Below are 17,633 nucleotides of genomic sequence, written 5' to 3'. Positions count from 1 at the left end.
ACATGACGTCGACGCTCGCCGCCTCCGGCATCGACACCTCCGCCAGCCCCGCCCGCGCCCTCGTCTGCCGCGCCTGTTCGGCCCGCTACCCGCTCGCCGCCCAGCACGCCTGTTACGAGTGTTTCGGTCCGCTGGAAGTCGACTACGACACCGCGGCCCTCGCCACGGTCACCCGCGAGCAGATCGAGGCCGGCCCGAACAACATCTGGCGGTACGCCGCGCTGCTGCCCGCCGGGCAGGACCCGGCCACCCGGGTCACCCTCGACCCGGGGCTGACCCCGCTGGTGGCGGCCCCGCACCTCGCCGCCGAGCTGGGCATCACCGCGCCGCTCTGGGTCAAGGACGACAGCGCCAACCCGACCCACTCGTTCAAGGACCGGGTCGTCTCGGTGGCGCTGACCGCCGCGAAGGCGCTCGGGTTCACCCGGTTCGCCTGCGCCTCCACCGGCAACCTGGCCAACTCGGTGGCCGCGCACGCCGCCCGCGCCGGCGTGCCCTCGATCGTCTTCATCCCCAGCGACCTGGAGCAGGGCAAGGTCATCACCACCGCTGTGTACGGCGGCGAACTGGTCGCCATCGACGGCTCGTACGACGACGTCAACCGGCTCTGCGGCGAGCTGGTGGAGACCGACGAGTTCGAGGACACGGCGTTCGTCAACGTGAACGTCCGGCCGTACTACGCGGAAGGCTCCAAGACCCTCGGGTACGAGGTGGCCGAGCAGCTCGGCTGGCGGATCCCCGCCCAGGTGGTCATCCCGATGGCCAGCGGCGAACTGCTCACCAAGATTGACAAGGCGTTCTCCGAGCTGGTCGAGATCGGCCTGGTCGAGGCCCCGGCGGGCGGCTGGAAGGTGTTCGGGGCGCAGTCGGCCGGCTGCAACCCGATCGCGACGGCCCTGCACGCCGACACCGACACGATCATCCCGGTCAAGCCCACCGGCATCGCCAAGTCGCTCAACATCGGCGACCCGGCCGCCGGCCTCTACGCCCTGGAGGCGGTGCGCCGCACCGGCGGGTGGATGGAGTACGCCGACGACGACGAGATCCGCGCCGGCATCCGCGACCTGGCCCGTACCACCGGGGTGTTCGCCGAGACGGCGGGCGGCGTCACCGCGGCGGTGCTGCGCAAGCTGGTCGAGTCCGGCCGGCTCGACCCCACGGCGGAGACGGTCATCTTCAACACCGGCGAAGGACTGAAGACGATCGACGCGGTGGCCGCCCAGGTCGGCCCGACCCACCAGATCAAGCCGTCCCTGCGTGCCGCCCGCGACGCCGGCCTGCTCGGCTGAATCCACCGGGTGACTGGATTTTCGCTGTGAGTGTGGAAAACCCGCCGCGCAGGACTTGACGGCAGGAACCGGACGGCGCAAGATGCTCCGTGCGGGAGGGCATTTCGCCGAAGACTTTTGAAGTTCTTGCGACCCAACGCCGGAGGCGTTGTGCGAGTGTCCCTCCCGACCACGTCCGACAGGGCCAGCGAAAATTCGCTGGCCCTGTCGCTTTTGCACCTGCCAGGCTCGCCCACATGAGCATCACGATCGCGCCGTTCGACGGCACCGACCGGACCGCGGTCGACGAGGCGTACCGGATCGGAGCGGCGGCCACCGAGGCCGACCTGCCCGACTTCCCGCCGTCCTGCCGGCAACGCTTCGACGCCCAATTTCACACCCCGATGCCCGGCACCCGCTCCCTCTGGGCGCTGGCCCGGCTGGACGGGGTGCCCGCCGGTTACCTTCAGCTCGACCTGCCGCAGCTCGACAACACCGACAACGCCACCGCCGAGCTGACGGTCCGTCCGGACCTGCGTCGCCGGGGCGTCGGCCGGGCCCTGCACGAGTACGGGGTACGCCTGCTCCGCGAGCACGACCGCAAACGGGTCGTCGTGATGGCTGTCGCCGCGCTACCCGGCGGTCCGGCCCGACCGGCGGCGGGCGCGGCGTTCGCCACCGCGATGGGCGCGCACTCCGCGCTGGCCGAGGTGCGCCGCCGGCTGGCCATCGCCGACATCGACCGGGTCGCGCTGCGAGCGGCGCTGGCCGAGGCCCAGCCCCGCGCCGAGGGCTACCGGTCCGTCTCCTGGCAGGGCACCACCCCGCCGGAGTACCTGGCGGACATCGCCTACCTGGACGGCCGGCTCATGACGGACGCGCCCATGGGCGACGTGCAGTGGGAACCCGAGCAGGTCGACGCCGAGCGCATCCGGGGCAACGAACGCGCCCTGGACGCCCGGGGTCGGCGGCGCTACCACCTCGCGATGCGACACGAGGCGTCCGGCCGGCTGGTCGCCTGGACCCTGCTCGACGTGGGCGCCTCCGTCGACTGGCACGCGTACCAGCAGATCACCCTCGTCGACCCGGCCCACCGTGGTCACCGGCTGGGCCTCATCGCCAAGGCGGAGAACCTGCACCACCTGCTCACCCACGAGCCCGCCGTACGCGTCATCGACACCTGGAACGCGGCGAGCAACAGCTACATGGTGGCGATCAACGAGCAGCTCGGGTTCCGCCCGGTGGACGCCTGGGACAACTGGCAGCTCACTCTCTGACGGGTATCCGCCGCTACTGCTCGCGGACCTTGCTCAGGCATGATGGCGGCATGACGGAGACCCCGCATCCCCTGTACGACAGGCACGCCGACACCCTCAACCGTGCGCTGACCGCGATCACGGAGCGGGGCTACTGGTCCGCCTATCCCGAGTCCCCCAGCCCCCGGGTGTACGGCGAGACCGCCGCCGCCGACGGCAAGGCCGCCTTCGAGGCGTACCTCGGTGCTGACTTTCCCCTCGACCAGCCCGCCGCTGGCGAGCGGATCGCCACCGAGACGAGCCCGTTCGGCGTCGACCTGGCGGTGCGGTACCCGCACGCCGGCACCGACGAGTTGGTCGCCGCCGCGTCCGCCGCGTTGCCGGCCTGGCGCGACGCCGGCCCGCAGGCCCGGGTGGGCGTCTGCCTGGAGATCCTCGACCGGCTGCACAAGCACATCTTCGAGCTGGCCAACGCGGTGCAGTTCACCAGCGGGCAGGCGTTCGTGATGGCCTTCCAGGCCGGTGGCGCGCACGCGCTGGACCGGGCGCTGGAGGCGCTGGCGTACGCGTACGCCGAGATGACCCGGCACCCGGGCACGGCCGGCTGGGAGAAGGCCGCCGGCAAGGGCGACCCGCTGCGGATGATCAAGACGTTCCACGTGGTCCCGCGTGGCGTGGCGCTGGTGATCGGGTGCAACACCTTCCCGACCTGGAACTCGTACCCCGGGCTGTTCGCGTCGCTGGTCACCGGTAACCCGGTGATCGTGAAGCCGCACCCGCGCGCGGTGCTGCCGCTGGCGATCACCGTGAAGTACGCGCGGGAGGTGCTGGCCGAGGCCGGCTTCGACCCGAACCTGGTCCTGCTGGCGGCCGAGGCCCCCGGTGAGAAGCTCGCCAGCGACCTGGCCCTGCACCAGGCCGTGAAGATCGTCGACTTCACCGGTTCCACCGAGTACGGCGACTGGCTGGAGACGCACGCCCGGCAGGCGTCGGTCTACACCGAGAAGGCCGGCCTGAACACGGTCGTCATCGACTCCACCGACGACTTCGCCGGCATGTGCCGCAACCTCGGTTTCACGCTGACCCTCTACAGCGGACAGATGTGCACCACGTCGCAGAACATCCTCATCCCGGCCGGCGGCATCGAGACCGACCAGGGGCACAAGAGCTTCGACGAGGTGGCCGGCGGGATCGCGGCGGCGATCGGCAAGCTGACCGCCGACCCGGCCCGGGGGGTCGAGCTGACCGGCGCCATCGTCAACGACGGGGTGCTGGAGCGGCTGGCCGAGGTCACCAAGGTTGGCGAGCCGGTGCTGGAGTCGCGGACGGTGGCGCACCCGTCGTACGCCGACGCGGTGGTGCGTACCCCGACGGTCGTGAAGCTGACCGCGGACGACGCCCAGACGTACGGCCGGGAGTGGTTCGGGCCGATCTCGTTCGCCATCGCGACCGACTCCACCGCGCACAGTCTGGAGCTGATGCGCCGGACCATCGGCGAGAAGGGCGCGCTGACCGCCGGGGTCTACTCGACCGACGAGGCGGTGCTGGACGCCGCCGAGGCGGTCGCGGTCGAGGTCGGTGTGCACCTGTCCGCCAACCTCACCGGCGGTGTCTTCGTGAACCAGTCGGCGGCCTTCTCCGACTTCCACGGCAGCGGCGCCAACGCGGCGGCCAACTCCGCCCTGACCGACGGCGCCTACGTGGCCAACCGGTTCCGGATCGTGCAGTCCCGCCGCCACGCCTGACCTCTCGTGGTGATCAAGAGGTTCGCGTCAGAAATGACGCTGTTCTTGACGCGAACCTCTTGATCACCGGGGTCGGTGGGGGGGAGGGGGGTTAGGCTGTTCGGCGCATTTGTAGTTCGGTTAGGGCGGGGATGGTGGGGTGGGGGACCCGTACGCCGGTGTCCTTGAAGCCGAGGCGCTGGTAGGCCCGGTAGGCGCGGTCGTTGCCGACCACCACCTCCAACAGCAGCTCCGGCCGGCCGCAGTCCCGCGACCAGGCGGCCACCCCGTCGATCAGCTCGCCGAGCAGCCCGCTGCCCCGCCAGGCCGGCGTGACGTACACGGCGTAGATCACGGTGAGGCCCGGCTCGTTAGGGGCGACCGTTCCACCGGCGTGCCCGACGAGCCGGCCGCCCGGATCCGCGACGAACTGCGCGGTGTGCGGACCGGTCGACGTGAACGCCACCCGGGCGGCGAACTCGTTGTGCGGTCGGGCCGCGGCATCCGCCAACGTCTCCAGGAAGGCCAACGGCGCGTCGGCGAGCATCTCCAGTCGCAGCGCCCGCATCCGGGCGGCGTCCTGCGGTCGTACCCGGTGGATCCGCGCCTGCCGCAGGGGCGCGGAGCCCGTGTTGGTGCTCATGACCGCATGCCTACCACAGGGGCGGACGCGCACCGGTGACCCGTGCCGCCAGACCCCCTCCATCCGGTCCAAACGCAACCATCGTCATGAATCCGACGGAGCCTCGGATCGCTACGAACTATGCCCGATTTGTGGTCGTGCGCTCCCGTCACTCCTCGTGTAGCGTGCGATTTCGATCACCTCTTTCAACGGTCGCCGTCGATCGCTGAGGTGGTGGTTCGTGGGTGTCCGGCGGTGCCGGACGGCCGGGCAGGCAACGCCGCGCAGAGTGAGGGAAGTGCACCGTGGCACAGGGTTCTGTGAAGTGGTTCAACGCCGAGAAGGGTTACGGCTTCATCGCCGTCGACGGCGGTCAGGACGTGTTCGTCCACTTCTCCGCGATCGAGATGGACGGCTACAAGGCGCTCGACGACGGTCAGCGGGTCGAGTTCGAGATCGCCCAGGGTCAGAAGGGCCCGCAGGCGGAGCACGTCCGCGTCATCGGCTGACCGATCCCGATCTGCTCGCCGGCTGTTGCGCGACCGGCTGGCGAGTCGGGGCTGCGGCGCGGACGCCGGCCCGGGAAGATCGTGAACCGTTCCAGCCGATGCTGAGGAGGGTTCATGACCGACCAGTCGCCGCCACCCGCCACGCCCTCCGGGCCGGGTGAGCCGAGCCGGCCCGACCCGACGTCACCCGGCGACGGCTCCGGCGCGTCACCAGTTCCGGGCACCCCGCCCGTCCCGGACGCTGGCCTGCCGCACGCGGGCCCGCCGCCGCAGAGCGGGGACCCGGCGCAGGCGTGGGGTCAGCCCGCCGGTCCGCCGCCGGGCTGGGGTCCCGCCCAGGGAGCATGGGGTCAGCCCGGTGGTCCGCCGCCGCAGGGCTGGGCCTTTCCGCCCACCGGCGGCTACCCGCCGGGGGCCGGTCCCTACGGCGGTCAGCCGTGGTATCCGGGGGCACCGGTCGGCTGGTACCCGCCGGGTTACGGCCTCGACCCGAACGACGCCCTGGTCACTCCGCCCGGCGCCGGTATCGGGGGCTGGTTCGACCGGTTCTGGGGCGCGCTGCGCCGGGGCTGGCGGCAGTTGGTGCCGATCATGCTGCTCACTCAGGTCCTGCCGGCGGCGGTGCTGTCGGTCATCTCGTTCGGTCTGGACCCGTCCCCCACCTGGGCGGCGCAGGCCGAGACGGACCCGTCGGCCGGGCTGCCGGACAACTTCGCCACCAGCCTGTTGACCCTCGTCGTCGTGCTGGTCGGCGGCAGCCTGCTGATCGGCCTGGTGCAGGCGCTGGGCTGGGCCGCGGGCAGTTGGGTGATCACCCGGCAGGCGGCCGGCCGGCCCGCCCGGCTCGACGCGGCGCTGCGGTACGGGCTGCGCCGGGCCGTCGGCCTGTGGGGTTGGACGCTGCTGGTCAGCCTGCTCATCGGCATCGGAGTCTGCTTCTGCGTGCTGCCGGGGATCTACCTGGCGTTCGCGTTGAGCATGGCCGGCCCGGTCTACCTGTTCGAGCGGGACAACCCGATCGGCCGGTCGTTCCGGATGTTCCACGACCGGCTCGGAATGCTGCTCGGCCGGGTGGCCCTGGTGGGCGCGGCGGTGATCATCGGAACCGTGGTGCCCGGCATCCTGGAGTCCGCCGGCACCGGCGCGTTCGGCGAGGATCCGTTCGCGTCCCCGGGCCCCGCGGTCGGGGTGGTGGTGGTCATCGCCGTCACGGCGGTGCTGGCCCTGCCGGCCCACCTCGCCCAGTTGGTCGGTCTGCTGATCACGTACGCCGAGCAACGGGCTCATGAGGGGCCCGTGAACGGGGCCACACTGGCCGCGGAACTCGACTGACCGGGCTCATCGTGCTTGCACTCGGCAGGTGAGAGTGCTAAACAAGTCATTGGCACTCGCATACCGTGAGTGCCAATGGTCGGGACGGTGGGGCCTGGTTGCGCCGGTGTGGAGACACCGGGGCAGCACATGGCCGGTCGTCGCGGGCTATCCGGCCCGGCCGAAGGACGTCGTCGTCGCCAGGTGGCGACGTCCCAAGGTGCGTACACCAGGCGGCCCATCCGGGGCACACATCTCGGGTGGCCCGTGAGTGTCCAGGAGGACAACGCCGTATGGCCAAGATGATCGCGTTCGACGAAGAGGCGCGCCGCGGCCTCGAGCGGGGCATGAACCAGCTCGCCGACGCCGTAAAGGTGACCCTCGGCCCCAAGGGCCGCAACGTCGTGCTCGAGAAGAAGTGGGGTGCCCCCACCATCACCAACGATGGTGTGAGCATCGCCAAGGAGATCGAGCTCGAGGACCCGTACGAGAAGATCGGCGCTGAGCTGGTCAAGGAGGTCGCCAAGAAGACCGACGACGTTGCCGGTGACGGCACGACGACGGCGACCGTCCTGGCCCAGGCCCTGGTTCGCGAGGGCCTGCGCAACGTGGCCGCCGGCGCCAACCCGATGGCCCTGAAGCGGGGCATCGAGGCCGCGGTCGCGAGCGTCTCGGAGGAGCTGTCCAAGCTCGCCAAGGACGTCGAGACCAAGGAGCAGATCGCCTCCACCGCCTCCATCTCCGCTGGCGACAGCACTGTCGGCGAGATCATCGCCGAGGCGATGGACAAGGTCGGCAAGGAAGGCGTCATCACCGTCGAGGAGAGCAACACCTTCGGGCTGGAGCTGGAGCTCACCGAGGGTATGCGCTTCGACAAGGGCTACATCTCGGCCTACTTCATGACCGACCCGGAGCGTATGGAGGCCGTCTTCGACGACCCGTACATCCTGATCGTCAACAGCAAGATCTCGTCGGTGAAGGACCTGCTCCCGATCCTGGAGAAGGTCATGCAGGGCGGCAAGCCGCTGCTGATCATCGCCGAGGACATCGAGGGCGAGGCCCTGGCCACCCTGGTCGTCAACAAGGTCCGGGGCACCTTCAAGTCGGTCGCCGTCAAGGCGCCGGGCTTCGGTGACCGCCGCAAGGCCATGCTGGGCGACATCGCCATCCTCACCGGCGGCCAGGTCATCAGCGAGGAGGTCGGCCTCAAGCTCGACGCCGTCAGCGTCGACATGCTGGGCCACGCCCGCAAGGTCGTCGTCACCAAGGACGAGACCACCATCGTCGACGGTGCCGGTGACGCCGAGCAGATCCAGGGCCGGGTCAACCAGATCCGGGCCGAGATCGACAAGAGCGACTCCGACTACGACCGCGAGAAGCTGCAGGAGCGGCTGGCCAAGCTGGCCGGTGGCGTTGCGGTGATCAAGGTCGGCGCGGCCACCGAGGTCGAGCTCAAGGAGCGCAAGCACCGCATCGAGGACGCCGTTCGCAACGCGAAGGCGGCCGTCGAGGAGGGCATCGTCCCGGGTGGTGGCGTCGCGCTGGTGCAGGCCGGCAAGACCGCCTTCGACAAGCTGGACCTGGTCGGCGACGAGGCGACCGGTGCCAACATCGTCAAGGTGGCGCTGGACGCCCCGCTGCGGCAGATCGCCGTCAACGCCGGCCTTGAGGGCGGCGTCGTGGTGGAGAAGGTCCGTAACCTCGAAGCGGGTCACGGCCTCAACGCCGCCAACGGCGAGTACGTCGACCTGCTGGCCGCGGGCATCATCGACCCGGCCAAGGTGACCCGTTCGGCGCTGCAGAACGCGTCGTCGATCGCCGCGCTGTTCCTCACCACCGAGGCCGTCGTCGCGGACAAGCCGGAGAAGACCCCGGCTGCCCCGGCTGGCCCGGGTGGCGGGGACATGGACTTCTGAGTCCAGTTCCGACACACCGAACGGGGCGGGCCGCTGACGCGGTCCGCCCCGTTCGTCGTCAGGTGGGCAGCGGGCGCTGGTTGCGGCGCTTCTGCGCCCGGTCGTACGGCGGCAGCGACCGGATGGGCGCGTCCACCATCTCCTGCGGTTCCTCGGTCGCCGGTCGGCCGTCGGTGCTCATCTCGGCCAGTTGTTCGGCGTCGCCGTAGTCCAGCCGGTCGAACGGCAGTTGGCCGGGCAGTTCGTCGGCCGGTTTCCAGGTGATCGGCGGGCCGTCCTCGGTCTGGTCGTCATCCGTGGTCATGGCTGCCTCCTCTACCGAAACGGTAGGGGGCGTCGATGCCCGACGCGGACGAATGGGTCAATGTCCCATTTGACCGCTATTCGGCCCCAAGCCGTCGCCGGTACAGGAAGAAGACCCGCTCGATCCGCGCACCCGCGCTGCCCGAGTAGAACGGCACCGGCCCCACCCAGCCGATCTCCGCCCGGTCCAGTCCCGCCGCACGCTGATCCCGCAGGCAGCGTCGCAGCAGCACTCCGCCGATGCCCGAGCCCTCGGCGGCCGGGGCGGTGCCCATCGGCCCGAACCAGCTCGGCCGGGACGATCCGTAGGCGGCGAAGCCCAGCACCTCGCCGGCCCGCTCCGCCAGGTGGCAGCCGGCCCCCTCGCGGCCCACCGATCCGGCCAGCTCACCGTCCCAGGCGCCGCCGAAGGTGGACCGGGCGAACGCGGTCAGCGCCGGCAGGTCAGCGGGCTCGGCCCGCCGTACCGTGATGCCCTGCCCGGCCAGCCGCCGCTCGGCGGCCTCCGTCGACCGCAGCGCCGGGGACTCGTCGTACGACAGGTCCGCCGTCATGTTCCAGGCGGTCCGGTCCTGCTGGTAGCCGAGCGCGAGGGCCGCGCACACCGCCGGCGTGTACCGCACGTCGATGCCCGGCCAGGCGTAGTACGGCGGGTTTCCGGCCAGCAGCACCTCGGTCACGCCGTGCTCGGCGAGCGCCCGCTCGGCCCGGGCGAGCAGCGCGCGGCCCACACCCCGGCGACGCTGCTCCGGCAGTACGGCGACCAGGTCCACGTGCCCGATGCCCGGCTCCGTCGGCGACACCGAGCAGAGCAGCACCCCGACCAGGTCGCCGGCCCGGTACGCCCCCAGCCCGATCACCGTCCGGTCGACGGCGGCCCGCGGCCAGAGGACGTCCACGACGGCGTCCGCCTCGGCGGCGTCCTCGGGCAGGTCGAGGGCCTGCGCGCAGAGCCGCGCCACGGTGGGCGCGAGATCGAGGGCCAGCTCGGTGACGGTGATCTCGGCGTCCATGGGTGCCGACCCTAGATCACCCGCCGCCTCCCGCCCTGCTCACCCCCGGGCGGCGCGGACGGCGGCGTACGCGTCGACCTGCCCGGCGCCGGTGACGTTCGCCGGGGTGCCGCAGGCGTCACTCGGATTGCGTGAGCGGTACGTCGGCTCGGCCGGTGTGGCGGTGTCCCGCAGGATCTGCCGGGTCCGGGTCAGATCGCCGATCAGCGCCGGGTTCGCCGACCACATGAGCGCGACCACTCCCGCCACCTGCGGGGTCGCCATCGACGTGCCGTCCAGCGCCGCGTACCCGCCGCCGGGCATGGCCGAGACGACCCCCACCCCGGGGGCCAGCACGTCCGGCTTGCCCGCGCCGCCCTCCACCGGCCCGCGCGAGGAGAACTCCGCGACGCGTCGCTGCGCGTCCACCGCGCCCACGGTCAGCACGTTCGCGTACGGCGCGGGTGGTTCGTCGATCGACGCGCACCACGGGCCGCTGTTCCCGGCGGCGGCGACCACGAAGATCCCGGCCGCGTCCAGCGCCGTGGTGGCCGGCAGCAACGCGCCCCGGTCGCAACCCTCGATCGAGGGGCAGCTCCACGAGTTGGTCAGCACCTGCGGGGCGCGCTCCGGCCGGCCGTCGGTGAACGGGTCACCCCCCGCGGGGAACGGCGCCAGCATGAACTGGAGGCAGTCCAGGTAGTGCCCCGGGCTGCCCAGGTTGCGGTCCAGGTTGACGCAGCCCACCCACTGCGCGTCCGGGGCCACGCCGATGCCGTTGCGCCCGACCGCGCTGCCCACCGTGTGGGTGCCGTGCCCGCCCTGGTCGTTCGGTGCCCGGGTGCCGTCCCACGGGTCGTACCAGGAGTCGTCACCGCCCCGGAACCCGGGCCGCAGCGCTGGATGGCTGCCGTCCACGCCGGAATCGGAACTGCCGACCACGATCCCCGCGCCGGTCGCCCCGAGCTGGGACCAGACCCGGTCCGCGCCGAGCTGACGGATGTTCCACTCCGGGCCGGTCGGTGCCGGCGCGGTGCCCCGGGTCTGCCCCGCCGGGGCGGGCAGGGGCCGTAGACGCTGGCTGATCAGCACCCGGGCCACCTCGGGCCGACGGGCGAGCCAGGCGCGCACGGCCGGACCACCGTCCACCTCGACCGCGTTGACCAGGTAGTACGGCACCGGGTCGAGCCGTAGCCGCCCCGCCGTGCGGCGCAGGTCGGCCTGCGTACGGTCGGCGGTCGCCACCAGCCGCCGGTAGACCTCCGTTGCCCGGGTATCCCGCCCGGCCTGTCCCGTTGCGCCGGCCGGGATGCCGCTCAGGTCGGCCTGCTCGCGCAGCACCACCAGCAGCCGCTCGCCGTACAGGCCGGGCTGACCGGGCCCGGCGTCGACCACGCCCACCGCCACCAGCAGGACCGCCGCCGCCAGCGTGGCCACCCGGCGACTCGGGGTACGTGCCGCCGGGCGGGCCAGCAGCACCGCGTACCCGATGGCGAGGACGACCGCGACGGCGAGGCCGACGCCGGCGGCGGCCGCAACCCAGAACGGCACGTCGCGGGTGCCGACCAGCAGCAGAGTGATCTCTTCCGGATCGGTGAAGGCCAGCGGCCCGAGGGCGGCCAGGCCCACCAGCCAGCCGGTCGCGACCCGGCCCACGCGGGCCGGATCGGTCGTGTCGACGCCGGGCTGCGAGGCCGCGACCAGTCTCCCGGTGGCCGGCCGCCAGGTCGCGGCCCAGAGCGCGGCGAGCACGAAACCGGTCGGCGGCAGCGTCAGCAGGGCGGGCAGCTGCGCGCCGGACTGGCCCGTCCCGGCCGCGAGCAGCAGCAGCGCCAACCCGGCGACGAGGCCACCGACCAGCACCAGGCGGGCCGGTCGGGGTGGCCGGCCGACCGCGAACCGGGACCAGAAGGTGGCGTCCAGCAGCATGGCGGCCAGCCCGCCCAGCGAGGCGGCTGCCAGGACCGCGAGGACCGTCTCCAGCAGGCCGCCGAGCGCGCCCAGCCAGGCCCACGGCAGCAACAGCGCCAACCCGGCGGCGACCGCCAGCAGCGGCACCGCGCCCGGCCGACGCGAGCCGCGCCCCGCCAGCTCCGCGTCACCGGTGGCCCCCGTCCGCGCGGCGACGGCCCGCCCCGGGTCGGATTCGGTCCGCGCGGCGTCGGTCGGGGCGGCGTCGGTCGGGGCGGCATCGGTCCGCGCGGCGTCGCCTTCGCCGCCGGGCGCCGGGCCGTCGACCAGGCCAGCCGGCCCGGGGTACGTCCGCCGACGTCCCGACCACCTGACGGCGAGCGCGCCGAGCAGCGCCGTCGCGGCCAGCGCGGCGAGGTAGGCCTCGTGGTGCACGGGCGGCACCACCCGCAGCAGGGTGAGCACACCGAGGGTCAGCGCACCGAGCAGCCACACCCGTCCGGTGGCCCGGACAGCGGCCGAGCGGGGCAGGACAGCCAGCAGCAGGGCGGGCGTGCCGGCCAGCACGACGGCGGCCAGGCCGAGCACCGGCCAGAGCCAGCCCACCCGGTCCCGTCCGAAGCCCAGCAGCACCTGATCGGTCAGCCAGCCACCGGTCTGGCTGGCCACCGTGACCGCGACGGTCCAGCAGCCGACGAAGACGGCCGCGACCACCGGCCACGGGGAGCTGCGGTCGTCGACTCCAGGATGACCATGCATCCAGGAACCCTACGGCTACCCGGAAAATCTTTGGACACTTCCCGGTGGCCGCCAACGGGAACTGTCCGAGATCTGCGGCCGGTCGAGGTGGAACGCGGGCGGGGCGGAGCTGGCGGCACGTGTCGACCGGCTGGTACGGCGGTTACGGTGGATGAGTGCGTGATCCCAATGTTTCCCGGTCCGTCGCCGGGCAGCTCTCGCCGATCCGTCGTGCGGCAGACCTGCGCCGACTCCGCGCCGAACGCTTCGACGTCCTGGTCATCGGGGGTGGGGTGACCGGTGCCGGTGCCGCCCTGGACGCGGCGTCCCGGGGCCTGAAGGTGGCCCTGGTCGAGGCGCGCGACCTCGCGTCGGGCACGTCGAGCCGATCCAGCAAGCTGATCCACGGCGGGCTGCGTTACCTGGAGCAGTTGGAGTTCCATCTGGTCCACGAGGCGCTGACCGAGCGCGGTCTGCTGGCGACCCGGCTCGCGCCGCACCTGGTCCGTCCGGTGCCGTTCCTCGTGCCGCTGCCCGCCGGCCGGGGTCTGCGGGACCTGCCGGCGCGCGTCTTCCGCCGTTCGTACTACGGCGCGGGCGTGGCCGCGTACGACGCCTTCGCCGGTCTCTTCGGCGGTGGCCGGGGCATGCCACTGCACCGGCACCTCACCCGGGAGGGCGCTCGGCGGATCTTCCCGAGCCTGCGTGCCGACACCCTGGCCGGCGCGATCCGCTACTACGACGGGCAGGTCGACGACGCCCGGTTGGTCGTCACCCTGGCCCGCACCGCGGCCAGCCTCGGCGCCACGGTGGTGAGCAGCGCCCGTGCCGTCGGGTTGATCCGCCAGGCGCGGGAGGTCACCGGTGTCCGGGTCCGCGACCTGGAGGCCCCGCCCGGCTCGCCGGACGCGGAGTTCGAGGTGCAGGCCCGCACCGTCATCGCGGCCACCGGCGTGTGGAGCGACGACATGTCCCGGATGCTCAACGACGTGGGCCTGCGGCCCGGCATCCGGGTGCGCGCCTCGAAGGGCGTGCACCTGGTGGTGCCCCGCTCGGCGATCACCGGGGAGACGGGGCTGATCCTGCGTACGGCGACGTCGGTGCTCTTCGTCATCCCGTGGGGCGGGCACTGGATCATCGGTACGACGGACACCGACTGGCGGTTGGACCGGTCCCACCCGGCCGCTTCGGCACGCGACATCGACTACCTGTTGCAGCAGGTCAACACCGTCTTGGACCGGCCGCTGACGACCGCCGACATCGAGGGCGTCTACGCCGGGCTGCGCCCGCTGCTGGCCGGGGAGGCCGACTCCACCTCGAAGCTGTCCCGGGAACACGCGGTGTTCGAGCCGATGCTCGGGCTGCTGCTGGTGGCCGGTGGCAAGTACACGACGTACCGGGTGATGGCGTCGGACGTGGTCGACCGGGCCGTACGCCGGTTGGGGGGCGGCCGGGCGTCGCGGACGGCCGACCTGCCGCTGCTGGGCGCGGACGGGTACGCGGCGCTGTGGCGGGACCGGGCCGACCTGGCCCGGCGGCACGGTGTTCCGGTGGGGGTGGTGGAGCACCTGCTGGAGCGGTACGGCAGCCTCACCCTCGATCTGCTGGCGCTTGTCGACGCCGAGCCGCTGCTCGCGTCGCCGCTGGCCGGCGCTCCGGAGTACCTGGCGGCCGAGGTCGCCTACGCGGCGCGGGCCGAGGGGGCGCTGCACCTGGAGGACGTGCTGACCCGACGTACCCGGATCTCGTTCGAGACCAGTCACCGTGGCCTGGAGTCGGCGGAGCACGCGGCCGAGTTGATGGGCTCGGTGCTGGGGTGGGACGCGGCCACCCGGGCCGCCGAGGTCGAGCACTACCGCGCGCGGGTCGAGGCGGAGCGCCGGTCCCAGCTCATGCCGGACGACGCCGGGGCGGACGCCGCGCGACTCGGCGTGCCGGACGCCCGCGGGTACGCCGCGGACCGGGGTGGCGACGATCAGGCGGAGCTGCGACCCACGGCGAGATGACCGGTATGTAACGCTACCGATGGGTAACTAGCTATAGCGGCCCGGATGGTGGTTTCGAACGCTACCTACGGTGGGGTAGGTTTCCGCGCGTGCTGTACCGCGCGCGCCCCCTTCTGCTCGCCCCCGTTCTCGCCGTGGTGCTCGTCGGTGCCCTGGCCGGGTGTTCGCTGCTCGGTCGCGACGACGCCGAGACGCCGGCCGCCCCTCCGCCGGCCGGCTCGGCGGCCGGCCAATCGACCCCCGAGGTCCCCACGACGGTCGCCCAGGGGCAGGTCAGTCTGCTCCAACGCCTCGGAGCGGACGCTCCGCTGCGCACCCTGAGCGTCGAGCGGGACGGCTCGTGGCAGTGCCTCGACTGCGCCGGTGACGGGGTCACCTCCCGCGGCCGGCTGGCGCCGGAGCAGACCGAGCGGCTGCAGGTGCTGCTCGCCGACCCCCGGCTCGCCGAGGAGACCGACCAGGCCCGGCGGTACCGGACCACCTGCATCGACGCGCTCACGTCGAGCCTGCTTACCTCGTCCGGGCTGATCTCCTCGCAGGACTGCCCGGGTGAGGAGCGCCCGCCGGTGGCCGGCGAGATCCTGTTGCTGCTCACCCAGGCCACGCCCGCCGAGGTCAAGGGCTGAGCGCAGCCCGTCAGAGCACCTTGCCGGGGTTGAGCAGACCGGCCGGGTCCAGCGCCGACTTGATCGCCTGGTGCACCCGGACGCCGACCGGGCCGATCTCCCGCGCCAACCACTCCCGCTTGAGCAGGCCCACGCCGTGCTCGCCGGTGCAGGTGCCGCCCAGGTCCAGACCGAGGCGCATGATCTCGTCGAACGCCCGCCGACCTCGCTGCACGCTCTCCGGGTCGGCCCGGTCGACGACGATGTTCGGATGCATGTTGCCGTCCCCGGCGTGCCCCACCACGCCGATCGGCACCTCGCACTCCGCCGCGATCCGGGCCACCCCGTCGAGCAGCGCGGCGAGCGCACCGCGCGGCACGGCCACGTCGTCGATCACCAGGCCGCCGCTGCCTCCGGGGTGGGTGTCGGCGGCGAACTTCTCCATCGCGGGATGGGCCAGTCGACGGGCCTGCAACAACGCCGCCGCCTCCAGCGCGTCGGTGGCCGCGTAGACCTCCTCGGCGCCGGCCGCCTCGCACACCTGCGCCACGGCGGCCAGGTCGTCGGCGGCCCGGTCACCGGTGTCGGCGGCGGCCAGCAGCAGGGCCTGCGCGTCGGTCCGCAGGCCCATCGGCCGGTACGCCTCGATCGCCCGCAGGTGGGTCTGGTCCAGCAACTCCAACAGGCTGGGGGTGAGGCCCCGCGCGGCGATCTGGGCCACCGCCGTGCCCGCCGCCGCGGTGGATCCGAAGACCGCCACCAGGGTCAACGAGTCGGCCGGGGCGGGCCGTAGCGCCACGGTCACCTCGGTGATCACGCCGAGGGTGCCCTCCGAGCCGACGAAGAGCCGCGTCAGGTCGTAGCCCGCCACCCCCTTGGCGGTGCGCCGGCCGGTGCGCAGCACCTCCCCGGAGGCGAGCACCACCTCCAGGCCCAGCACGTACTCGGTGGTCACGCCGTACTTCACGCAGCACATGCCGCCCGCGTTGGTGGCCACGTTGCCGCCGATCGTGGACGACTCCCAGGAGCCGGGATCCGGCGGGTACCAGAGGCCCTGCTTCGCGACCGCCGCCGCGAGCGCGGCGTTGACGACGCCCGGCTGGACGACCGCGATGCGGCTCACCGGGTCGATCTCCCGGATCTCGTCCATCGCGACGGTGCTGAGCACCACCGAGCCGTCCACCGCGTTCGCCGCGCCGGCCAGCCCGGTTCGCGCGCCCTGCGGCACGACCGGTACGCCGTGGCGGGCCGCCGCGCGGACCACCGCGACCACCTGCTCGGTGGTCCGGGGACGGGTCACCACGAGGGGTACGCCGGCGGCGCAGAGGTCGGCCTCGTCGCGCTGGTGCCCGCGCAGCAGGTCCGGGTCGGTGAGCACGGCGTTCTCGCCCAGGGCGGCGCGCAGGTCGTCGAGGAGTCCGGTGGGGGCCATGCCGCCGAGGCTAAGCCGTGTGTCAGCGGTCATCAACGCGGGTTAGCTTTGGCGACATGCTCTACCTGGACCGGCCTGCCTGGCCGTGGCGCGGTCGGCTCTGGTCGCACCTGATCAGCGATGTCTCCTACGCCGAGTTGCACGCCTTCGCGGAGGCCTTGGGCGCACCCCGACGCGCTTTCGACCGGGACCACTACGACATTCCGGCCGATCGGTTCGCGGCGGCGGTGTGGCTCGGCGCCCGGGTGGTGCCGAGCCGGGAACTGGTCCGGCTGCTGCGCGACGCCGGGCTGCGCCGCCCGAAGCACCTCAGCGGTTCGCCGGCCCGGTGAGAGTTACCAGCTCACGACGAAGATTGTCGCGGGCCGAGGCCTCCCACCGTTGCGCCAGCGGCGGCAGCCGGAACAGCGCGGGCAGTTCCAGCAGCCCGGTGAGAACGCGGGCCCGACCGGTGCGGAAGGCCGGGTCGGGCACGTGCGCGTACTCCCGTCGGATGGCCGCCGCGTAGCGGTCGTAGGCGGCCGGCGGGCCGGCCAGCACGGCGAGGTCGGCGTCGCAGAGCAGCGCGCCGTCGTCGTCGTCCGCCGTCACCCGGTGCCCGGCGGTGAGCAGGACCAGCCGACGGACCTCGGCCACCGCGGGTTCGGGTACCCCGAGCCCGGTGAGCAGGCTCCCGGCCAGTTCCGCGCTGTCCCGTTCGTTGGCGTCACCGGCGGCCCGGGGGTCGTAGACCGCGTCGTGGCACCACGCTGCCAACCGGACCAGGTTCGGCCGTTCGGCCAGCCCGGCATGGCGGTCCACCACATCGAGTACGGCGGCCAGGTGCGTGACGGTGTGGTATTGCCGGTGCGGCTCCCGCCAGCGGGCGAGCAGCCGCTCACCGGCCAGAGTCGCGTGCTCGTCGGTTTCCGCGCCGGCGGCGCGGACCGCCGCCCGCCACCGTTCCAGCAGATCGGCCACCGTCCGAGTCTGCCGCATTCGTCCGCACCGCGCGCCGGCGGGAGGATTCAGCGGGTCTGCCACGGGTAGTCGCGCCCATG

At 72.8% G+C, this 17,633-nt stretch carries 15 protein-coding genes; 9 read left to right on the top strand and 6 right to left on the bottom strand.

The genetic code is table 11. The features are described from left to right. Positions 1–2 precede the first annotated feature (2 nt). From thrC to paaN, 3 genes are all read left to right on the top strand, one after another. Positions 3–1,289, top strand: coding sequence for a threonine synthase (gene thrC / locus ACIBTX_RS12295; protein ID WP_357172454.1), 1,287 nt, complete (start codon positions 3–5; stop codon positions 1,287–1,289). 236 nt (positions 1,290–1,525) lie between these two features. Continuing rightward, positions 1,526–2,545, top strand: a complete 1,020-nt coding sequence (locus ACIBTX_RS12290) for a GNAT family N-acetyltransferase (RefSeq protein ID WP_357172451.1) — start codon at positions 1,526–1,528, stop codon at positions 2,543–2,545. Positions 2,546–2,595: 50 nt separating this feature from the next. Next, positions 2,596–4,269, top strand: a complete 1,674-nt coding sequence (gene paaN, locus ACIBTX_RS12285) for a phenylacetic acid degradation protein PaaN (RefSeq protein ID WP_357128924.1) — start codon at positions 2,596–2,598, stop codon at positions 4,267–4,269. 91 nt (positions 4,270–4,360) lie between these two features. Here the strand turns inward: paaN and ACIBTX_RS12280 are convergent, their stop codons facing one another. After that, positions 4,361–4,891, bottom strand: coding sequence for a GNAT family N-acetyltransferase (locus ACIBTX_RS12280; RefSeq protein WP_357172448.1), 531 nt, complete (start codon positions 4,889–4,891; stop codon positions 4,361–4,363). Between the two features lie 284 nt (positions 4,892–5,175). Between ACIBTX_RS12280 and ACIBTX_RS12275 the strand changes: the two genes are divergently transcribed. From ACIBTX_RS12275 to groL, 3 genes are all read left to right on the top strand, one after another. Next, entirely contained in the window at positions 5,176–5,379 is a 204-nt protein-coding gene (locus ACIBTX_RS12275; RefSeq protein WP_124815530.1) for a cold-shock protein, read from the top strand. A 114-nt stretch (positions 5,380–5,493) separates the two neighbouring features. Next, positions 5,494–6,711 (top strand): hypothetical protein, encoded by a 1,218-nt coding sequence (locus tag ACIBTX_RS12270; RefSeq protein WP_396832444.1) that lies wholly within the window; start codon positions 5,494–5,496, stop codon positions 6,709–6,711. Positions 6,712–6,983: 272 nt separating this feature from the next. Beyond that, a complete protein-coding gene (gene groL / locus ACIBTX_RS12265; protein ID WP_357128934.1) occupies positions 6,984–8,606 on the top strand; it encodes a chaperonin GroEL in 1,623 nt (540 codons plus the stop codon). A gap of 58 nt (positions 8,607–8,664) precedes the next feature. Here groL and ACIBTX_RS12260 read toward each other — a convergent pair whose 3' ends face one another. From ACIBTX_RS12260 to ACIBTX_RS12250, 3 genes are all read right to left on the bottom strand, one after another. Beyond that, positions 8,665–8,910, bottom strand: coding sequence for a hypothetical protein (locus ACIBTX_RS12260; RefSeq protein WP_357128937.1), 246 nt, complete (start codon positions 8,908–8,910; stop codon positions 8,665–8,667). A 76-nt stretch (positions 8,911–8,986) separates the two neighbouring features. Then, positions 8,987–9,922 carry a GNAT family N-acetyltransferase gene (locus ACIBTX_RS12255; RefSeq protein ID WP_396832443.1) on the bottom strand — a complete coding sequence of 312 codons (936 nt, stop codon included), beginning with the start codon at positions 9,920–9,922 and terminating at the stop codon, positions 8,987–8,989. Positions 9,923–9,961: 39 nt separating this feature from the next. Continuing rightward, positions 9,962–12,571, bottom strand: coding sequence for a S8 family serine peptidase (locus tag ACIBTX_RS12250; protein WP_396832442.1), 2,610 nt, complete (start codon positions 12,569–12,571; stop codon positions 9,962–9,964). 155 nt (positions 12,572–12,726) lie between these two features. Between ACIBTX_RS12250 and ACIBTX_RS12245 the strand changes: the two genes are divergently transcribed. Both ACIBTX_RS12245 and ACIBTX_RS12240 read left to right on the top strand, forming a co-directional pair. Beyond that, the gene (locus tag ACIBTX_RS12245) at positions 12,727–14,556 is read left to right on the top strand and encodes a glycerol-3-phosphate dehydrogenase/oxidase (protein WP_357128946.1); all 1,830 of its coding nucleotides are present in this window, start codon (positions 12,727–12,729) and stop codon (positions 14,554–14,556) included. 89 nt (positions 14,557–14,645) lie between these two features. Next, positions 14,646–15,182: a hypothetical protein gene (locus ACIBTX_RS12240; protein ID WP_357128949.1), complete on the top strand. Its 537-nt coding sequence runs from the start codon at positions 14,646–14,648 to the stop codon at positions 15,180–15,182. Between the two features lie 10 nt (positions 15,183–15,192). On the opposite strand, the gene ACIBTX_RS12235 is transcribed toward ACIBTX_RS12240, so the two are convergent. Then, positions 15,193–16,593, bottom strand: a complete 1,401-nt coding sequence (locus ACIBTX_RS12235; protein WP_357172433.1) for an FAD-linked oxidase C-terminal domain-containing protein — start codon at positions 16,591–16,593, stop codon at positions 15,193–15,195. Positions 16,594–16,649: 56 nt separating this feature from the next. On the opposite strand from ACIBTX_RS12235, the gene ACIBTX_RS12230 reads away from it, so the two are divergent. Continuing rightward, the gene (locus tag ACIBTX_RS12230; RefSeq protein ID WP_357128955.1) at positions 16,650–16,925 is read left to right on the top strand and encodes a DUF4031 domain-containing protein; all 276 of its coding nucleotides are present in this window, start codon (positions 16,650–16,652) and stop codon (positions 16,923–16,925) included. Here the strand turns inward: ACIBTX_RS12230 and ACIBTX_RS12225 are convergent. After that, entirely contained in the window at positions 16,903–17,553 is a 651-nt protein-coding gene (locus ACIBTX_RS12225) for a metal-dependent phosphohydrolase (RefSeq protein ID WP_357128957.1), read from the bottom strand. The genes ACIBTX_RS12230 and ACIBTX_RS12225 overlap by 23 nt on opposite strands. Positions 17,554–17,633 lie beyond the last annotated feature (80 nt).

The organism is Micromonospora sp. NPDC049359, assembly GCF_044466585.1.
Lineage (GTDB): Bacteria > Actinomycetota > Actinomycetes > Mycobacteriales > Micromonosporaceae > Micromonospora.
Note: the sequence above shows the minus strand (reverse complement) of the source record. Positions and strands in the feature narration are given on the sequence as shown.